The 19,517-nt window shown below is 61.8% G+C and carries 18 protein-coding genes; 13 read left to right on the forward strand and 5 right to left on the reverse strand.

Annotated features, from left to right (window positions below; translation table 11 throughout):
* Positions 1-13: 13 nt before the first annotated feature.
* From PQU96_RS09395 to ettA, 6 genes are all read left to right on the forward strand, one after another.
* On the forward strand, positions 14-1,423 hold the full coding sequence (locus PQU96_RS09395) for a S41 family peptidase (protein ID WP_272772072.1): 1,410 nt from the start codon (positions 14-16) through the stop codon (positions 1,421-1,423).
* Positions 1,424-1,610: 187 nt separating this feature from the next.
* Entirely contained in the window at positions 1,611-2,918 is a 1,308-nt protein-coding gene (gene argA / locus PQU96_RS09400; RefSeq protein WP_272772073.1) for an amino-acid N-acetyltransferase, read from the forward strand.
* 88 nt (positions 2,919-3,006) lie between these two features.
* Complete coding sequence (locus PQU96_RS09405) at positions 3,007-3,276, forward strand: oxidative damage protection protein (protein WP_272772074.1); 270 nt, start codon at positions 3,007-3,009, stop codon at positions 3,274-3,276.
* Between the two features lie 63 nt (positions 3,277-3,339).
* Positions 3,340-5,397 (forward strand): polyphosphate kinase 1, encoded by a 2,058-nt coding sequence (gene ppk1 / locus PQU96_RS09410; RefSeq protein WP_272772075.1) that lies wholly within the window; start codon positions 3,340-3,342, stop codon positions 5,395-5,397.
* Positions 5,398-5,497: 100 nt separating this feature from the next.
* On the forward strand, positions 5,498-5,983 hold the full coding sequence (locus PQU96_RS09415) for a DUF456 domain-containing protein (protein ID WP_272772076.1): 486 nt from the start codon (positions 5,498-5,500) through the stop codon (positions 5,981-5,983).
* A 101-nt stretch (positions 5,984-6,084) separates the two neighbouring features.
* A complete protein-coding gene (ettA, locus tag PQU96_RS09420; protein ID WP_272772077.1) occupies positions 6,085-7,752 on the forward strand; it encodes an energy-dependent translational throttle protein EttA in 1,668 nt (555 codons plus the stop codon).
* Between the two features lie 71 nt (positions 7,753-7,823).
* On the opposite strand, the gene PQU96_RS09425 is transcribed toward ettA, so the two are convergent.
* Both PQU96_RS09425 and PQU96_RS09430 read right to left on the reverse strand, forming a co-directional pair.
* A complete protein-coding gene (locus PQU96_RS09425; RefSeq protein ID WP_272772079.1) occupies positions 7,824-8,303 on the reverse strand; it encodes a hypothetical protein in 480 nt (159 codons plus the stop codon).
* A gap of 765 nt (positions 8,304-9,068) precedes the next feature.
* A complete protein-coding gene (locus PQU96_RS09430; protein ID WP_272772080.1) occupies positions 9,069-9,641 on the reverse strand; it encodes a phasin family protein in 573 nt (190 codons plus the stop codon).
* 372 nt (positions 9,642-10,013) lie between these two features.
* Here PQU96_RS09430 and minC point away from each other — a divergent pair, with 372 nt between their 5' ends.
* From minC to PQU96_RS09450, 4 genes are read left to right on the forward strand one after another with little or no spacing between them, the layout of a single operon-like run.
* Entirely contained in the window at positions 10,014-10,724 is a 711-nt protein-coding gene (gene minC / locus PQU96_RS09435) for a septum site-determining protein MinC (protein ID WP_272772081.1), read from the forward strand.
* A 29-nt stretch (positions 10,725-10,753) separates the two neighbouring features.
* Complete coding sequence (gene minD / locus PQU96_RS09440) at positions 10,754-11,566, forward strand: septum site-determining protein MinD (protein WP_272772082.1); 813 nt, start codon at positions 10,754-10,756, stop codon at positions 11,564-11,566.
* A gap of 2 nt (positions 11,567-11,568) precedes the next feature.
* Positions 11,569-11,829: a cell division topological specificity factor MinE gene (gene minE, locus PQU96_RS09445; protein WP_047966227.1), complete on the forward strand. Its 261-nt coding sequence runs from the start codon at positions 11,569-11,571 to the stop codon at positions 11,827-11,829.
* A gap of 4 nt (positions 11,830-11,833) precedes the next feature.
* Entirely contained in the window at positions 11,834-12,763 is a 930-nt protein-coding gene (locus tag PQU96_RS09450) for a LysR substrate-binding domain-containing protein (protein WP_272772084.1), read from the forward strand.
* Positions 12,764-12,864: 101 nt separating this feature from the next.
* On the opposite strand, the gene fabG is transcribed toward PQU96_RS09450, so the two are convergent.
* Both fabG and PQU96_RS09460 read right to left on the reverse strand, forming a co-directional pair.
* Complete coding sequence (gene fabG / locus PQU96_RS09455) at positions 12,865-13,605, reverse strand: 3-oxoacyl-ACP reductase FabG (protein ID WP_272772085.1); 741 nt, start codon at positions 13,603-13,605, stop codon at positions 12,865-12,867.
* Between the two features lie 303 nt (positions 13,606-13,908).
* Positions 13,909-15,540, reverse strand: a complete 1,632-nt coding sequence (locus tag PQU96_RS09460; RefSeq protein WP_272772087.1) for an ABC-F family ATPase — start codon at positions 15,538-15,540, stop codon at positions 13,909-13,911.
* Between the two features lie 170 nt (positions 15,541-15,710).
* Between PQU96_RS09460 and dapA the strand changes: the two genes are divergently transcribed.
* From dapA to PQU96_RS09475, 3 genes are read left to right on the forward strand one after another with little or no spacing between them, the layout of a single operon-like run.
* A complete protein-coding gene (gene dapA / locus PQU96_RS09465) occupies positions 15,711-16,586 on the forward strand; it encodes a 4-hydroxy-tetrahydrodipicolinate synthase (RefSeq protein ID WP_272772088.1) in 876 nt (291 codons plus the stop codon).
* A 12-nt stretch (positions 16,587-16,598) separates the two neighbouring features.
* Complete coding sequence (bamC, locus tag PQU96_RS09470) at positions 16,599-17,741, forward strand: NlpB/DapX family lipoprotein (RefSeq protein ID WP_272772089.1); 1,143 nt, start codon at positions 16,599-16,601, stop codon at positions 17,739-17,741.
* Positions 17,742-17,785: 44 nt separating this feature from the next.
* Entirely contained in the window at positions 17,786-18,088 is a 303-nt protein-coding gene (locus PQU96_RS09475; protein WP_272772090.1) for a hypothetical protein, read from the forward strand.
* A gap of 234 nt (positions 18,089-18,322) precedes the next feature.
* On the opposite strand, the gene PQU96_RS09480 is transcribed toward PQU96_RS09475, so the two are convergent.
* Positions 18,323-19,450 carry a ribosomal protein uL16 3-hydroxylase gene (locus tag PQU96_RS09480; protein ID WP_272772092.1) on the reverse strand — a complete coding sequence of 376 codons (1,128 nt, stop codon included), beginning with the start codon at positions 19,448-19,450 and terminating at the stop codon, positions 18,323-18,325.
* Between the last annotated feature and the right edge of the window lie 67 nt (positions 19,451-19,517).

Here is a 19,517-nt window from a genome sequence, read left to right on the forward strand (position 1 = left end):
CGGAACACACACCATGAGCTCTCCCCGCTTACGCAAACTTGCCTTGCTGACCACCGGTGCCCTGGTGGGCGGTGCGCTCACCATCAGCATCCAGGCCTTCGCCGACAAGAATAACGGCATCCTGCCGCTGAACGAGCTGCGCACCTTTGCCGAGGTATTCGGCCGCATCAAGCAGGACTATGTCGAGCCGGTCGAAGACAAGAAGCTGATCAACGAGGCGATCAAGGGCATGCTGTCCGGCCTTGACCCGCACTCCGACTACTACGATCCGGAAGAATTCAAGGAATTCCGCGAGGGCACCCAGGGCGAGTTTGGCGGCCTCGGCATCGAGATCGGCACCGAGGACGGCCTGGTCAAGGTGGTGGCGCCGATCGAGGACACCCCGGCACAGAAGGCCGGCATCAAGAGTGGCGACCTGATCGTCAAGATCGACGACACCCCGGTGCGCGGCCTGTCGATCAATGACGCGGTGAAAAAGATGCGCGGCGCGCCGGGCAGCAAGGTGACGCTGACCATCGCACGCAAGACCGAATCCAAGCCGCTGGTCTTCACCCTCACCCGCGCGGTGATCAAGACCAAGAGCGTGAAGTCGCGCCTGCTGGAGCCGGGCTTCGGCTACGTCCGTGTCGCCCAGTTCCAGGAACACACCGTCGAGAACTTCGCGCAGGCCCTGACCCAGCTGTACAAGGACAACAAGGCGCCGCTGCAGGGCATGGTGCTGGACCTGCGTGACGATCCGGGCGGTGTGCTGCACGGTGCCGTCGGCGTATCCGCCGCCTTCCTGCCGCAGGATGCGCTGGTGGTGTACACCGAGGGCCGCGCCAGCGACTCCAAGATGCGCCTGTACGCCAACCCGCGCGACTACCAGCGTGGCAAGGCGACCAGCGAATACGCCAAGGTGCCGCCGGCGATCAAGAACGTGCCGCTGGTGGTGCTGGTCAACGCCGGCTCCGCCTCGGCCTCGGAAATCGTCGCCGGTGCGCTGCAGGATCACAAGCGGGCGCTGATCGTCGGCACCCAGACCTTCGGCAAGGGCTCGGTACAGTCGGTACTGCCGCTGGCCAATAACGGCGGCATCAAGATGACCACCGCGCGCTACTTCACCCCTAACGGCCGCTCGATCCAGGCCAAGGGCATCGTGCCGGACATCGTGGTCGAAGAAGGCAACGAGGCGCTGGCCTCGCTGCGCGTGCGCGAAGCCGATCTGGAACGCCACCTGCAGAACCCGAACGATCCGGCCGAAAGCGCCAAACCAGCGGCCAAGCCGGTCGCCAAGCCGGCCGGCAACGGTGACAAGCCGAAGAACGGCGACAGCAACGGCAATGGTAACGGCAATGGCGACACCGCCAGCGACGTGCAGCTGAACCAGGCGCTGAACATCCTCAAGGTACAGCAGATCATGCTGAAGAAGACCCCGTCCTGAGTCTGTCAGCGTGTCGGCGATGGCCGGGTGCCGCAAGGTGCCCGGCCTTTTTCATGGCCGTGCCGGATGCGCGTTGCGGCCAACCCTGGCCGGCCAGCCGCCGGCGCTGGCGGCGGCGGCACTGTCTATAAAGTCATCATTCCTGCTAATCTTGCGTTTTTGTGGCTGTCTACCTGTGGGGCCCATCATGCTGCACCCTGATTTTGTGCTCGCCTTTCGCGAGGCGGCGCCTTACATCAACGCCTTTCGTGGCAAAACCTTTGTCGTCGCCGTCAATGGCGAGAGCCTGGCACGCGGCAACCTGTACGGTCTGGCGCAGGACCTGAACCTGCTGGTCAGCCTCGGCGTGCGCATCGTGCTGGTGCACGGCGCGCGGCCGCAGATCGACGAACAGCTGCGCCTGCGCGGCATCGAGCGCCACTTCCACCAGGGTCGCCGCGTAACCGACGGCCCGACGCTGGAGGCGGTGAAGTCCGCGGTCGGCGGCCTGCGCCACGACCTGGAAGCCTTCCTGTCGATGGGGATGCCCAATTCGCCGATGCACGGCGCCCACCTGCGCGTCGCCGGCGGCAACTTCGTCACCGCGCAGCCATTGGGCGTGATCGACGGCGTCGACATGCAGTACAGCGGCCGCGTGCGCAAGATCGACACCGAGGCCATCAACGAGCGTCTCAATCGCGGCGAGCTGGTGCTCAGCTCGCTGATCGGCTACTCGCCGACCGGCGAGGCCTTCAACATGACCATGGAAGAAGTGGCCTGCCAGACCGCCATCGAGCTGAAGGCGGAGAAACTGATCTTCCTGGTGCAGGGCCACGGCCTGGTCGATGCCGACGGCGTGCTGCACAACGCCATCTCCGCCGACCAAGCGGAGGCGATCTACCAGCGCGGCATCGACAGCGAGGAATGCCGCCTCAGCCTGCCCTACGCCATCCGCGCCACCCGCGAGGGCGTGGTGCGCTCGCACCTGGTCAGCCACGACGACGACGGCGCGCTGCTGGTGGAGCTGTTCACCGACTTTGGCACCGGCACCATGATCGCGCGCGATTCGCTGGTGAAGATCCGCGAGGCCAGCATCGAGGACGTCGGCGACATCCTGGCGCTGATCCGCCCACTGCAGGAACAGGGCATCCTGATCAAGCGCAGCCGCGAACACCTGGAAATGCAGATCCGCAACTACTCGGTGCTGGAACACGACGACCGCATCGCCGCCTGCGTCGCGATGCTGCCGTTCCCGGAGGACGGCATGGCCGAGCTGGCCTGCCTCGCGGTCAGCGCCGACCGACGCAACAGCGGCTTCGGCGACCTGCTGGTACAGCACGTGGAGCAACGCGCGCGGCTGTACGGCTACAAGGCGCTGTTCATCCTCACCACCCAGACCGCGCACTGGTTCGCCGAGCGCGGCTTCGTTGCGGCCAACATCGAACAGCTGCCGCAGTCACGCCGCGAGCTGTACAACCACAACCGCCGTTCCAAGGTGCTGATCAAGGCCTTGTAAACGGCGGTGGTGGCACAAAGGTTGGTGACCTGTCATCTCTGTGACACAATTAGTCTCTATCGTTTCGACACTTCTCAAGGAATTCACCATGGCACAAATGGTCAACTGCGTTAAGCTCGGTCGCGAAGCAGAAGGCATGGACTTCCCGCCGCTGCCCGGCGCACTGGGTCAGCGCATTCTGGAAAACGTCTCCAAGGAGGCGTGGCAGGGCTGGCTGAAGTACCAGACCATGCTGATCAACGAAAACCGCCTCAGCCTGGCCGACGCCCGCGCCCGCCAGTATCTGGCCGCGCAGCTGGAAGCCTACTTCTTCGGCCAGGGGGCCGACCAGGTCGCCGGCTTCACGCCGCAGCAGTAAGCAACGACCGCGCCCTCCCCGTGAGGGCTTTTTTTTACTCCCGCACCAGTACCAATGCATAAAATGCCGACAACACACGAAAACCTGCTTAACCGCGAACTGGCCCTGATCGAGTTCAACCGCCGCGTGATGGCGCAGGCCGAAGAGGAACGCCTGCCACTGCTGGAGCGCCTGAAATTCCTCTGCATCGTGTCGTCGAACATGGACGAGTTTGCCGAGGTGCGGGTGGCGTGGCTGAAGGAAGCGGCACAAGTCACTCCGGACCGCATCCTCGCCGACGGCAGCAAGCCGGCGGAGGTGCTGACCCGCCTGTCCGAGGCCGCCCATGCGCTGGTGCGCGAGCAGTACCGCCTGCTGCGCGAGGAGATCTTCCCGGCGCTGCGTGCCGAAGGCATCATCTTCATGCGCCGCAACGAGTGGGACAGCGAGCAGAAAGCCTGGATCAGCGACTACTTCTTCCGCGAACTGATGCCGATCCTGACCCCGATCGGGCTGGACCCGTCGCATCCGTTCCCGAAACTGCTCAACAAGAGCCTGAACTTCATCATCGAGCTGGAAGGCGCCGACGCCTTCGGCCGCGAATCCGGCATCGCCATCGTGCAGGCGCCGCGCATCCTGCCGCGCGTGATCAAGCTGCCGGCCGCGCTGTGCGGCGGCAACCAGCACAGCTTCGTGTTCCTGTCCTCCATCCTGCACTCGCACGTGCAGGAGCTGTTCCCCGGCATGACGGTGAAGGGCTGCTACCAGTTCCGCGTTACCCGCGACAGCGACCTCAACGTCGACGACGACGACGTGAAGAACCTGCGTACCGCGCTGCAGGGCGAACTGCGCCAGCGCCAGTACGGCGACGCGGTACGACTGGAAATCGCCGATACCTGCCCGACGCACATGGAAGAATTCCTGCTGCACACCTTCAACCTGAAGCAGCAGGACATCTACCGCGTCGACGGCCCGGTCAACCTGGTGCGCCTGATGCAGGTACCGGACAAGGTTGACCGCCCGGATCTGAAGTTCGCGCCGTTCGTGGCCACGCTGCCGCCGGTGCTGGCCAAGAAGACACCGCTGTTCGAGGCGATCCGCAAGAACGACATCCTGCTGCACCATCCATTCCAGTCGTTCCAGCCGGTGATCGACATGCTGGTCAACGCCGCCACCGATCCGGAGGTGGTGGCGATCAAGATGACGGTGTACCGCACCGGTACCGACTCGGTATTGATGGAATCGCTGATTGCCGCCGCCCGTGCCGGCAAGCAGGTGACGGTGGTGGTGGAGCTGATGGCGCGCTTCGACGAAGAGGCCAACATCAGCTGGGCGTCGCGACTGGAAGATGCCGGCGCCCACGTGGTGTACGGCGTGTTCGGCTACAAGGTGCACGCCAAGATGCTGCTGGTGGTACGCCGCGAGGAAGGCCAGCTCAAACGCTACGTGCACCTGGGTACCGGCAACTACCATCCGCGCACCGCGCGACTGTATACCGACTTCGGCCTGCTGACCTGCAACGAAGACATCGTCAGCGACGTCAATGACCTGTTCGTGCAGATCACCGGCCTCGGCCGCGCCGGCGAACTGAAGCACCTGTACCAGTCGCCGTTCACGCTGCACAACATGATCATCGGCGCCATCGACCGCGAGATCGCCCACGCGCAGGCCGGCAAGCCGGCACAGATCATCGCCAAGATGAACGCGCTGCTGGAGCCGCAGGTAATCCAGGCGCTGTACCGCGCCAGCCAGGCCGGGGTCAAGATCAGCCTCATCATCCGCGGCGTGTGCGCGTTGCGTCCCGGCGTGGAAGGGCTGTCGGAAAACATCACCGTGCGCTCCATCGTCGGCCGCTTCCTCGAGCACACCCGCGTGTTCTACTTCTACAACGACAAGGCCGAGGACCTGTACATCGCCAGCGCCGACTGGATGGGGCGCAACTTCTTCCGCCGCATCGAAACCTGCGTGCCTATCCTCGACGTCAAGCTGAAGCGCCGCATCATGAAGGAAGGCCTGCGCATCTACCTCGACGACAACACCAACGCCTGGGAGATGCAGGCCGACGGCAGCTACCGCCGGCGCATGGCGCGCGGCAAGGGCCGCTGCGCGCAGGAAACCCTGCTGCAGGAATACTGCAGCTGAGCGCCGGCCAGCCATCAAGGTTGGCCGCAGACACGGCGCGAGCGGAACTTCTGCCTCGCGCCGTTTTCTTTGTTGCACCCCCTTTGTCTTCGGAAACCCCATGGATCTGTCTCTGCTCTGGTACCTGCTGTCCATCCTGCTGGTGCTGATCGGCCTCGCCGGCACCATCTACCCCGCCCTGCCCGGCCTCGGCCTGCTGGCCGCCGGCTTCCTGCTGGCCGCCTGGAACGGCAATTTCGTGCACGTCGGCTTCTGGCCGCTGACCACCATCGTGGTACTCGCCGTGATCGGCATGGTGATCGAGAGCGTCGCCAGCCTGCTCGGCGCCCAGAAAAGCGGCGCCAGTCGCGAGGCACTGATCGGCTCCCTGCTCGGCGGCCTGATCGGGCTGTTCTTCGGCCTGTTCGGTGCCATTGCCGGGCCGGTGCTCGGTGCCGTCATCGGCGAGCTGATCGCGCGCCGCAACCTGCCACAGGCCAGTCGCGTCGGCGCCGCCACCTTCCTCGGCTTTCTGGCCGGCACCGTCGCCAAGATCGCCTGCGCCTTCGCCATGCTCGGCGTGTTCATCCTGGCGCTGCTGTTCTGAGCCAGTGTGCGGCCAACCTTGGCCGCACGCCGACGCCGAATTTGCTACACTTCTCCGGTTAATCTCCCTATCGCAATCCAGCAGGAATACAAGCACAAGCTATGGCTCAATATGTGATGTCCATGCTCCGCGTGAGCAAGATCGTTCCCCCGAAACGCCAGATCATCAAGGATATTTCGCTGTCCTTCTTCCCGGGTGCCAAGATCGGCCTGCTCGGTCTCAACGGCGCCGGCAAGTCCACCGTGCTGCGCATCATGGCCGGTGTCGACAAGGAATACGACGGCGAGGTACAGCATCTGGCCGGCGTCAAGATCGGCTACCTGGAGCAGGAGCCGAAGCTCGACCCTGACAAGACCGTGCGCGAGGAAGTGGAAAGCGGCATGGGCGACGTGATGGGCGCGCAGAAGCGCCTGGAAGAGGTGTACGCCGCCTACGCCGAGCCGGACGCCGACTTCGACGCGCTGGCCGAAGAACAGGCCAAGCTGGAAGCCATCATCTCCGCCGGCGCCGGCGACAACATCGAGCTGCAGCTGGAGCTGGCCGCCGACGCGCTGCGCCTGCCGCCGTGGGACGCCAAGATCGGCCCGTTGTCCGGCGGTGAAAAACGCCGCGTGGCGCTGTGCAAGCTGCTGCTGTCGCAGCCGGACATGCTGCTCTTGGACGAACCGACCAACCACCTCGATGCCGAATCGGTGGAGTGGCTGGAGCAGTTCCTGGTGCGCTTCCCCGGCACCGTGGTGGCGGTAACCCACGACCGCTACTTCCTCGACAACGCCGCCGAATGGATCCTGGAACTGGACCGCGGCGAGGGCATCCCGTGGAAGGGCAACTACTCCAGCTGGCTGGAACAGAAGGAGGCGCGCCTGGAGCTGGAAAGCAAGCAGGAAGGCGCGCGCATGAAGGCAATGAAGCAGGAACTGGAGTGGGTACGCCAGAATCCGAAAGGCCGCCAGGCGAAATCCAAGGCGCGTCTGGCCAAGTTCGAGGAGCTGTCCAGCTTCGAGCACCAGAAGCGCAACGAAACCCAGGAAATCTTCATCCCGGTGGCAGAGCGCCTGGGCAACGAAGTGATCGAATTCGACGGCGTGTCGAAAGGCTTCGGCGACCGCCTGCTGATCGACAACCTGTCGTTCAAGGCGCCACCGGGTGCCATCGTCGGCATCATCGGCCCCAACGGTGCCGGTAAATCGACGCTGTTCAAGATGATTGCCGGCAAGGAACAGCCGGATGCCGGCACGGTGAAGATCGGCCAGACCGTGCAGATGGCCTTCGTCGAGCAGAGCCGTGAAGGCCTGGAAGGCGACAAGACCGTGTTCGAGGATGTATCCGGCGGTGCAGACATCCTCACCGTTGGCCGCTTCGAGATGTCCAGCCGCGCGTACCTGGGCCGCTTCAACTTCAAGGGCGGCGACCAGCAGAAGAAGGTGGGCATGCTGTCCGGCGGCGAACGCGGCCGCCTGCACCTGGCCAAGACCCTGCTCAAGGGCGGCAACGTGCTGCTGCTGGATGAACCGTCCAACGACCTGGACGTGGAAACCCTGCGCGCGCTGGAAGACGCGCTGCTGGAATTCGCCGGCACCGTGTTCGTGATCTCCCACGACCGCTGGTTCCTGGACCGTATCGCCACCCACATCCTGGCGGCGGAAGGCGAATCGCAGTGGACCTTCTTCGACGGCAACTACCAGGAGTACGAGGCCGACAAGAAAAAGCGTCTGGGCGAGGAAGGCGCGAAGCCGAAGCGCATCCGCTACAAGCCTATCGTGCGCTAAGCACGATACCGGCTAGCAACAGTCGCAAAAAAGCCCCGCTTGCAACAAGCGGGGCTTTTTCTTGTCCTGGCTTAACCGACCATATAGGGCGCGTCACCACCCTCGCGACGGGCTACCATGTACGGGGCGTCACCACCTTCGCGACGGGCTACCATGTACGGGGCGTCACCACCTTCGCGACGGGCCACCATGTACGGGGCGTCACCACCTTCGCGACGGGCCACCATGTACGGGGCGTCACCACCTTCGCGACGGGCTACCATGTACGGGGCGTCACCACCTTCGCGACGGGCCACCATGTACGGGGCGTCACCACCTTCGCGACGGGCTACCATGTACGGGGCGTCACCACCTTCGCGGCGAGCCACCATGTACGGCGCGTCACCACCTTCGCGGCGAGCCACCATGTACGGGGCGTCACCACCTTCGCGGCGAGCAACCATGTACGGGGCGTCACCACCTTCGCGGCGAGCCACCATGTACGGGGCGTCACCACCTTCTCGGCCTGCAATCATGTATGGAGCATCGCCGCCATCACGTTTCGCAGTCATCTCTACATCTTGCTGCTGCACAGCAGCAGGGGCAGCGTAAACCGGAGCAACAACACTAGCCAGCACAACAGCGATAGAGGTAATTAGCAGCTTTTTCATGATCAATATCCTTTTATTTAAATTTGGTCGCTTTGATTATTTCGGCATCTGGTTCGAATAATTTGTATGCTTATTTTATGAGACTGGACACTACAGGCTTCCGGTCAGCCTGTAGCAGCAATGACCATAGAAGCAATGCTGCAACTATACGACTGGTCTAATTCAATTAATAGAGAAGTAATCTGAATGTCTTGTTCAGATTTTACGAACTACTTGCCAGATGCGGCATAAGCCTGCAAGGCTGGTGAGCAGGAAAGAAAACGGACACGCAACGCCCAAACGCCTCAGGCTGTGCCGCACGATGGCCAACGTTGGCCGCAACGCAAAAAGCCCGTGCACACCGGCACGGGCTTTTGACAGACAAAAAAAGGGGGTACGGCCCACCACCGTACCCCAAACACACACATCAAGAGGAAAAGCGTCGTTGGCCTAGCGGCACCAAACCATCCCTGATCCGGCTCCTCGCTTGCTCGCCGCAGGCAAACTCAGATCAACCGCACCGCTTGCCGGCACCGCTCATCTCATACCGAAAGCATAGCCGCTACCCGCAATCGTGCTTTGATGCACGTCAAGCGCGACTCAGTGTGCGCGTCCGCCTAACAAAAGGCAGAAACGAAAAAACCTCCCGTGCGGGAGGTTTCGTTCAAACAGGATGAAGCGTATCGATCAGGCAGAAGCGGACGGTGTCGCCTTGCGGGTACGGCTGACGGCGGCACTGGCTGCCTTGGCCGAACTCTCGGCCGCTTCGACGCTGGCTTCGGCGAACTCGGAACCGACTTTCTTCGCGGTCTTGGCAGCGCTTTCGAAAGCGGCGTTGCTGGAGGTCACGATGTTCTTCAGTGCCTGTACCGCAGCGTCGGAACCGGTCGGCGCGTTCTTCGCCAGACGATCGATCACGTCCAGTACGTTCTTGTTGGTTTCGGCAACCTGCTCTTCCACGAAGGACGTCAGCTCGGTCTGGGCTGCCAGCGTGACATCGTAGACTTCACGCGCGGCGGCGAAGGCCTTGTCCAGGCTAGGCTGGGTCAGGCTGCTCTGGAATTCGGCCAGCGCCTTCGGGTCCTTGATCGCCGACAGTTGCTTCAGCGTCTGGGCGTTCTCGGCCAGCAGCTTGCGCGACATTTCCAGCTGCAGGGTAGCCAGGCGCTCGGCGCTGGCCAGCAGGATGCCGGAAAAACGGACGGCTTTGTCGAACTGCGACTGACCGAAAGCGGAAAACTCTTGTGCAGTAGTAAACATGGTTAATCCTTTTCGAAAAATGAAACACTCAGCAGCAATATCGTCTTGAAACTCGTCGTTGCCGCATCGCAACAAGCTGCATTATTGTGTTGCGCCGCATCAATGTCAACGAATTTGTTGCGCCGCAACATCGCTAAGTCGCTATTTTTACAACAGCAAACACATTCATCATGGCGGCTGCGCATTGCAGCAGTGTGTCCGCCCGGTGACAGTCGTGCGCACCGGCGAGCATTGCCAGCCGGTACGGCTCCGACACCTCCGCCACAACGATCTTCGGGCACTGGCAATGACGCCAGCCTTTGATTGAAAGGCTCAGGACAAAGCGATACACTCCATCCATAAAATAAATCTATCTATCCGGCGATAAATCCAATGAGTTCTGCGGCCAACCTTTTCGACATCAAATCCGCCAGTCTTGACCTGCTGGCCATCGTACTGCGCAGCACCGACCTGTCCTCCCTGCAAGATGCCATCCAGCAACGTTTCAGCAGCCTCGAACCCGAGCCGTTCGTGCTGGACATTGAGCAGCTGCCGGCGCCGGATAGCGACACGCTGGCCCCGGTCTGCGCCATGCTGCAGCAGCACGGCCTGCGCATTGCCGCCGTCCGTCACCGCGATGCGCAGTATGCCGCCCTCGCCCACCGCCTCGGCTTGCCCTTCATCAGCGGCAGCGGTGGCGGCAAGAGCAGCGCGGAAAGCGTCAGCGCCCCGGTAGCGGCGGCACCCGTGGCGGACAGCAGCCTGCCGACGCCGACCATGATCGTCGATCGCCCGGTGCGCGCCGGTCAACAGATCTACGCCAAGGGCGGCGATCTGGTGGTGCTGGAGATGGTCAGTGCCGGCGCGGAACTCATCGCCGACGGCAGCATCCACGTCTACGCGCCGCTGCGCGGCCGGGCACTGGCCGGCGCCCGCGGCAATACCGCAGCCCGCATCTTCGTCAAGAGCATGGAGGCCGAGCTGGTTTCCATCGCCGGCGTGTACCGCACCATCGAACAGGACTTGCCGCAGAGCATCAAGGGCAAGCCGACCCAGATTTATCTCGAACAAGAGCGCGTGGTCATGATCCCGCTCGACAAGTAACCAGCATCGTTATTCCAAGGATCGATATCGTGGCAAAAATCATCGTTGTGACCTCCGGCAAGGGTGGTGTCGGCAAAACCACCACCAGCGCCAGCTTTGCATCCGGCCTCGCCCTGCGCGGCCACAAGACCGCCGTAATCGACTTCGACGTCGGCCTGCGCAACCTGGACCTGATCATGGGCTGCGAGCGTCGCGTGGTGTATGACCTGATCAACGTGATCAATGGCGAAGCCAGCCTCAACCAGGCGCTGATCAAGGACAAGCACTGCGACAACCTGTACGTGATGCCGGCGTCGCAGACCCGCGACAAGGACTCGCTCAGCCGCGAAGGCGTGGAAACGGTGCTGAAGAACCTGGACGAGATGGGCTTCGAGTTCATCGTCTGCGATTCGCCGGCCGGCATCGAAAAAGGCGCGCTGATGTCGCTGTACTTTGCCGACGAGGCCATCGTGGTCACCAACCCGGAAGTGTCATCGGTACGCGACTCCGACCGCATTCTCGGCATCCTGTCGTCGAAATCGCGCCGTGCCGAAGAAGGCCGCGAGCCGGTGAAGGAACACCTGCTGATCACCCGCTACTCGCCGGCCCGCGTCGACAAGGGCGAGATGCTGTCGGTGGACGACGTGAAGGAAATCCTGCGCATTCCGCTGATCGGCGTGATCCCGGAATCGCAGGCCATCCTGCAGGCGTCCAACTCCGGCACCCCCGCGATCCACATCAAGGGTTCCGACGCCGCCGAGGCTTACGGCGACGTGGTGGCCCGCTTCCTTGGCGAGGACCGTCCGATGCGCTTCCTAGAAGCGGAAAAAATCGGGTTCCTGAAACGACTGTTTGGAGGCTAGCCATGTCCCTGATCGATATGATTTTTGGCAAACGCCAGAAAACCGCCTCCATCGCCCGTGAACGCCTGCAGATCATCCTGGCGCACGAGCGCGACGGCAAGACCGGCGCACCGGACTACCTGCCGGCGCTGCAGCGTGAGCTGATGGAGGTGATCTCCAAGTACGTGGCGGTGAACCAGGACGACATCAAGGTGCACCTGGAGCGTCAGGACAACTTCGAGGTCCTGGAAGTGAACATCGTCCTGCCGGAACACCAGCGCTGACACCATGACTCTGACCGAACTGCGTTATATCGTCGCGGTGGCGCGCGAGCGCCACTTCGGGCGGGCGGCCCAGAGCTGCTTCGTCAGCCAGCCGACGCTGTCGATCGCGATCAAGAAACTGGAAGACGAGCTGGGGGTCACCCTGTTCGAGCGCGGAGGCCAGGAGGTGAGCGTCACCGAAATCGGCGAACGCATCATCGAGCAGTCGCAACGGGTGCTGGAAGAGGCGGAGACGGTGAAGCGCCTGGCCGGCGAGCACCAGAACGAGCTGGCGGGGCCGCTGAAGCTGGGGGTAATCTTCACAATCAGCCCCTACTTGCTGCCGAAGCTGATCCCGGCGCTGCGCATCCTGGCGCCCGAAATGCCGCTGATCCTGGAAGAGAACTACACCGCGCGGCTGGCCGAAATGCTCAAGCGCGGCGAAGTCGACGCCATCATCGTCGCCGACCCGTTCGACGAACCGGGCACGGTGGCGGTGCCGCTGTACGACGAGGAATTCGTCGTTGCCACGCCCAAGGGCCACCCGTGGGAGAAGCGCGACGCAGTGCGTTCGTGCGATCTGGCCAGCGAAAGCGTGCTGCTGCTGTCGCAGGGCAACTGCTTCCGCGACCACGTGCTGCAGGCCTGCAGCGAGGTCGCCAGCCGCCAGCACCAGAACAACGGCCTGGCCGCGTCGCTGCAGGGCAGCTCGCTCAACACCATCCGTCACATGGTGGCCAGCGGCATGGGCGTCACCGTGCTGCCGCAGACTTCGGTGTCGCCGGCGGACGAGGGCCTGCTGTCCATCATTCCGTTTGCCGCACCGGTGCCGCAGCGGCGCGTGCTGCTGGTCACCCGCAAGCAGTTTTTCCGCAAGCAGGCGATCCACACACTGCAGCAGGCGGTGTTCCGCTCCGGCCTGCCCGGCGTCACCATGCTGGAGCACGAGGCCTGAACCACAGCCCCGTGACGTGGTAATAGGCATGAAAAAAGGTTGGCCGCAATTGCGGCCAACCTTTTTTACGTGCGACAAGTCGCCGCAGCAGGTGGCTTACATTACAGCGTTAGGCCACCGGTCACTTCGATGGCGGCGCCGTTGATGTAGCTGGCCTCGTCGGAAGCCAGCCACGCGTACACGTTGGCGATCTCTTCCGGCTGTGCCATGCGCTTCATCGGCACCTTGTCTTCCATCGCCTGAATCACCTTTTCCGGCATCGACTTCAGGATCGGGGTGGCCACAAAGCCCGGGCACACCGCGTTGGCGCGAATGCCCTTCTTGCCCAGTTCCTTGGCCCAGGTCTTCACGAAACCGATGACGCCGAACTTGGAGGCGGCGTAGTTGGTCTGCCCAAAGTTGCCGTACACGCCCACCACGGACGACGCGTTCAGGATCACACCGGCACCCTGCTCGATCATGGTGTCGACCACAGCCTTGGTACAGTTGTAAACGCCCTTCAGGTTGATGTCGATCACCTTGTCGAACTGGTCTTCGCTCATCTTGATCAGCTGCGCGTCCATCACGATGCCGGCGTTGTTGACCAGCACGTCGATGCGGCCGAACTGGGCTTTCAGTGCGCCAACCATGTCGGCGATCTGCGCCTTGTTGGTCACGTCCACCTGATAGCCGACGGCTTCGCCACCCCGCGCTTTCAGCTCTTCCACCACGGCATTGACGGCATCCATATTGATGTCGCAAACCGCTACGATGGCACCTTCCTTGATGAATTTCTCTGCAGTAGCCTTACCGATACCACTGGCACCACCGGTGATGATGGAGACTTTCCCTTTCAAGCGCATGATTTTTCCTTTGCTAGGTTGCAGGCAACCCGATTGTCGAACGGATATTCCTCCACCACCGACCTTCGAGATTCAAGTCCCTGTCGTTCTCTGTCTTTTATGTATGTTATGGCTCGGACATTGCACTGCGGCATCCTGTTTTGCAACGCACAACACCTTGCGCTGCAATATAGCGCAAGGCTGTCGCCAACGTAAAGCAATCGCTCTAAGAAGCTGACGCGGGCGGCAAGGGCTGTTGCGGCCAACCTGCACACAAAAAAACAGGCAGCGTCAGCTGCCTGTTTTGTACGGGATTGTCGGGGATTACTCCAGGCCCTTGCTGGACAGGTATTCCTCGTAATCGCCGGTGTAGTAGTCGTAACCGCCCTCGCCATCCAGTTCCAGGATCTGGGTGGCCAGCGAGCTGACGAACTGGCGGTCGTGCGACACGAAGATCAGTGTGCCCTTGTACTTTTCCAGCGCCATGTTCAAGGCTTCGATCGACTCCATGTCCATGTGGTTGGTCGGTTCGTCCATGATCATCACGTTCGGCTTCTGCAGCAGCAGCTTGCCGTACAGCATGCGGCCCTTCTCGCCACCGGACAGTACACGCACCGCCTTTTCCACATCGTTGCCGCCGAACAGCAGGCGGCCGAGGGTGCCGCGGATTACCTGCTCGTCGTCACCGTCCTGGCCCCACTCGCGCATCCACTCCGTCAGCGTGCGGTCGCTGTCGAACTCGGCCTCGTGATCCTGGGCAAAGTAGCCGATCTGCGCCTTTTCCGCCCATTTCACCATGCCGTGATCCGGGGTCAGCCCTTCTGCCAGTACCGGATCGAAGGCCCCGGCCAGCATTTTCACCAGCGAGGTCTTACCGGCGCCGTTGGGGCCGATGATGGCGAGGCGGGCACCGGCCTCAAGGATGAAGCTCATGTCCTTGAACAGCACCTTGTTGTCGTAGGCCTTGCTCAGCGACTGCACTTCCACTGCCTGACGGTGCAGCTTGAAGCGTTCGTCCATCTCGAAGCGGATGAACGGACTCTGGCGGCTGGACGGCTTCACTTCCACCATTTCCGACTTCAGCTTGTCGACCTGCTTCAGGCGCGAAGTCGCCTGGCGTGCCTTGGACTTGTTGGCGGAGAAGCGGGCGGCAAATTCCTGCAGTTCCTGGATGCGCTCCTTGGCCTTGGCATTGGAGCTGAGCTGACGTTCACGCGCCTGGGTGGACGCCAGCATGTAGTCATCGTAGTTACCCGGGTAGATACGGATGGTGTTGTAGTCCAGATCCGCCATGTGGGTGCAGACCGAGTTCAGGAAGTGACGGTCGTGCGAGATGATGATCATGGTGGAGTTGCGCTCGTTCAGCACGTGCTCCAGCCAGCGGATGGTGTTGATGTCCAGGTTGTTGGTCGGTTCGTCCAGCAGCAGGATGTCCGGGTTGGAAAACAGCGCCTGCGCCAGCAGTACGCGCAGTTTCCAGCCCGGCGCCACTTCGCTCATCGGGCCGAAATGCTGCTCGACCGGAATGCCCACGCCCATCAGCAGTTCGCCGGCGCGTGCCTCGGCGGTGTAGCCGTCGTACTCGGCAAACTTGGCCTCCAGCTCGGCCGCGTGCATGTAGTCGTCTTCGGTGGCTTCCAGGTTGGCGTAGATGGCGTCGCGTTCGCTCATCGCCGCCCACATCTCGGTGTGGCCCATCATCACCACATCGATCACGCGCTGGTCTTCATAGCCGAACTGGTCCTGGCGCAATTTACCCAGGCGCAGGCCGTTCTCGATGGCGACTTCGCCACTGGTTTGCTCGAGGTCTCCCCCGAGAATTTTCATGAAAGTCGATTTGCCGGAACCGTTGGCACCGATCAGGCCATAACGGTTGCCTTCACCGAACTTGACGGAAACCTTCTCGAAAAGCGGCTTGGCGCCGAACTGCATGGTAATGTTGCTTGTCGTAATCACTCGATCATTCCTCAGCCAGTCACTGCATGTACCGGAAAACCCTGCATTTTACCACAAACCCCCTCTGCAATCAGGGCGTTGCGGCCGGTACATCTTTGCTTTCGCAGCTGCTCCGGAATTCCGCTACAATCGAACACCATTTAAACCCTTAACCAGAATAGGCAGATCTTATGCTTACCGGTAGCCTCGTTGCGCTGGTCACCCCGATGTTCGAGGACGGCCAGGTCGATTTTGAATCGCTGAAACGTCTCGTAGATTTCCACATCGATAACGGTACCGACGGCATCGTGGCCGTGGGTACCACTGGCGAATCCGCCACCCTGGGTGTGGAAGAACATATCAAGGTCGTGGCGGCCGTGGCACAACACGCCGCCGGCCGCATTACCGTCATCGCCGGCACGGGTGGCAACTCCACCAGTGAGGCCATCGAACTGGCCGCCCTCGCCAAGCAGGCCGGCGCCAGCCATTCGCTGTCGGTCGTGCCCTACTACAACAAACCGACCCAGGAAGGCATCTACCAGCACTTCAGCAAGATCGCCGAAGCGGTGGAACTGCCGGTCATCCTGTACAACGTGCCGGGCCGTACCGTCGCCGACATGGGCAACGACACCGTGCTGCGCCTGAGCGAAATCGACAACATCGTCGGTTTGAAGGACGCCACCGGCGACATCGGCCGCGCCTGCGATCTGATCAAGCGCGTGCCGCAAGGCTTCGGCCTCTACTCCGGCGACGATCCGACCGGCATGGCCTTCATGCTGTGCGGCGGCCATGGCGTGATCTCGGTCACCTCCAACGTCGCGCCCAAGCTGATGAGTGCCATGTGCCAGGCCGCCATTGCCGGCAACGCCGCCGAAGCGCGCCGCATCAATGACAAGCTGCAAGGCCTGCACAAGTTCCTGTTCGCCGAGCCAAACCCGATCCCGGCAAAATGGGCAATGCACCGTCTCGGCCTGATGCCGGCCGGTCTGCGCCTGCCGCTGACGCCGCTCACCGCAGCCAGCGCGCCACTCGTCGAACAAGCGATGCAACAAGCCGAGGTGCTGTAAGCCGTGAATGCCATGATGAAAAAAGCCCTGCTCACCGGTGTCGTCTCCTCGGCGCTGATCTCCGGCTGCGCCAGCAGCGGCCCGGATAGCGCCATTGCCTACAAGTCCGATGCCCCGGCAGCCAAGCGCTCGCTGGAAGTTCCGCCGGACCTGAGCGCACCACAACAGCAAGACCGTTATCCGCTGCCGGTGGTCAACAGCAACGGCAGCAGCACCGCTCCTGCGGAGATTGCCCTCAACAACAAGGTTGCGGCCAACGCGGTGGTCAGCGCCGACCAGAAAGCCAAGGCGCAGATCGAACGCGCCGGCAGCCAGCGCTGGATCAGCGTGGAAGGCAAGAACCCGGCACAACTCTGGCCGCTGCTGAAAGCCTTCTGGCAGGATAACGGCTTCGTGATCCAGACCGAGGAACCGGACGTCGGCCTGATGGAAACCGACTGGGCGGAAAACCGCGCCAAGCTGGGCCGCGACCCGGTGCGCAACCTGCTGGAAAACATCGGCTTGGGCTCGGTACTGTCCACTCCGGAGCGTGACCGCTTCCGTATCCGCGTCGAACAGTCCGCCACCGGCACCGACGTGTTCTTTACCCATCGCGGCATGTACGAGATCTACATCAACGAAGCGAAGGATGCCACCCGCTGGCAGCCGCGTCCGGCCGATCCGGAACTGGAAGCCGTGTTCCTGTCGCGCTTCCTGGTCCGCCTCGGCGTGGATGAGGCAACCGTCGCGCAAAATGCCCGCAAGCTGGAAGCCGCCGCCAATCCGGCTGCCAGCAGCAAGGTTCGCAGCGAAGGCGGCGACATCATTCTTGCCGACAGTTTCGAGCGCAGCTGGCGCCGCGTCGGCCTGGCGCTGGAACGCCAGGGCCTCGCCATCGTCGACCGCGACCGCTCAATGGGTGTCTACTTTGTCAGCCCGGTGCAGGATGAAGCCCTGAAGGCGACCGAGAAAAACAGCGGTGGCATCTGGTCTTCGCTGGCTTTCTGGCAGGACAAGGAAAAGGCGGCCGATTCCGTGCGCGAACAGTTGCGCATCGAGTTGAAGCCAACCGACCCGGAACAGACCCGGATCTCGATCCGCAACAGCCAGGGCACCCCGCTGTCGGCCAAGCAACTGCAGACACTACAGCAGAAACTGCTCAACGAACTGCAGTAAGCCTCACCCGGCAAGCAAAAAGCCCGCGATCGCGGGCTTTTTTCATGTTCACCAGCCATCAGGCAGTGGCGACAGACGTAAAAAAACCGGCGCTTGCGCCGGTTTTTCTTGCCAACTCAGGAATTACTGAGCAGCGGAAGCAGCTGGAGCGGAAGCGTCAGCAGCGGAAGCGTCAACTGCAGGAGCGGATGCCTCAACAGCTTCAGGAGCGGAAGCTTCAACAGCAGGAGCGGAAGCTTCAACCGGAGCTTCTTCTTTTTTGCCGCAAGCGGACAGAGCAACGGCCAGCAGAGCAGCAACGAGGAGCGACTGTTTCATTTGTAAATACCTTTGAAAGCGAGTGTTGAACAAGACGTTTAAACAACTACTTTCTCAAGCAAGAAAAGTGTGATGAGGAAGTAGTGCAAATTTAATCAGTGCGCGAATTGTAGCATGAAAAAATTTGCTGAAAAGGGGGTAAACAATAATTTATTGCGAATATCCGACATGGTTCTGCGGCAATGCAACAACAGAACAATTTAGAGTCAAAACAATATACGCACCAAGCCCCCCGTCCGCAACATTGTCGACAATGTCCTTTTTCACTCCGAACCGGCTGGCTGCCACCATCCGGCGAGATAACCCTCTAATAATAAAGGCATCATTGTCGGCGATAGCTGCGACGGAGATAAACGGCGACGGTTGGCCAACTGTTGCCAGGCCGCGACATCCCCCCCTGCGACCGACAGCGCTTCTCCGTTGCAGTACAGCATGTCATTTGCGTAAAGAATCAGTGTTTTCAGATCCAGCACCACCCCTGCCGTGGTCACCGCCGCAACAAACTCGTCCTCGTCCAGCTCCTCATCCCGCGCCTCGTAGAACACGTGTGGCTTCGGCTCCGTCAGGTAATGGCCGAGAAAATCGGTCACCGTGTGGCGATCCCAACTGATCTGCGACAGGATGCGGCCAACCTGGTTGACCATGCTGTCGTCCAGCCGCGCCGGCTCCTGCGGCGGACACAGGTCGGGGTCCGCATATCTGCCCTCGATACAAATTCTGTCCTGCAGATAAACCAGGAATTCGGTCGCCAGCTCCTGGGCAGACGGCGCCCTGAAGCCGATCGAATAAGTCATGCCCGGCTCCAGCGCCACACCGTAGTGGGCGTAGCGTGGTGGCAGGTACAGCATGTCGCCGTGCTCCAGCACGAACTCCTCTTCCATGCGGAAGTCCTTCAATACCTTGATCGGCGCATCCTCGACAAAGGCCTCGTCTTGCTGCGAGGAGATCTGCCAGCGCTTGCTGCCGCCGACCTGCAGCAGGAACACGTCGTAGGAATCGAAGTGCGGGCCGACGGTGCCACCTGGCGGGGCATAGCTGATCATCAGGTCATCCAGCCGCGCATAAGGCATGAAATCGAAACGCCACAGGATGTCGGCAATATGCGGCAGGTGATGGTTGACGTTCTGTACCAGGATGGTCCAGTCGCTTTCCGGCAGGCGGCGCAGGCGGCCGGGGCGGAACGGTCCGCGCTCCAGCGACCACTTGCCCTGCTTGAACTCGATCAGCCGCGACTCGACATCCTCGCTGCGCGACAGCTCGGTCAGCCACGCCAGATCGACCGGTGCGCCGACATCGGTCAGCGCGCCACGGATCAGCAGCGGCTTCTTGTGCCAGTAGTCCTGCAAAAAGGTTTCGGCGGTCATGCCGCCCAACAGATCAATCGCTTTCATGTCAGAATCTCGTTGTGCCATCTGGCAATGGTTTACAATAGGGGATGCCGATTATGACCCTTCATGC

This window comes from Vogesella margarita (assembly GCF_028548475.1).
GTDB classification, from domain to species: domain Bacteria; phylum Pseudomonadota; class Gammaproteobacteria; order Burkholderiales; family Chromobacteriaceae; genus Vogesella; species Vogesella margarita.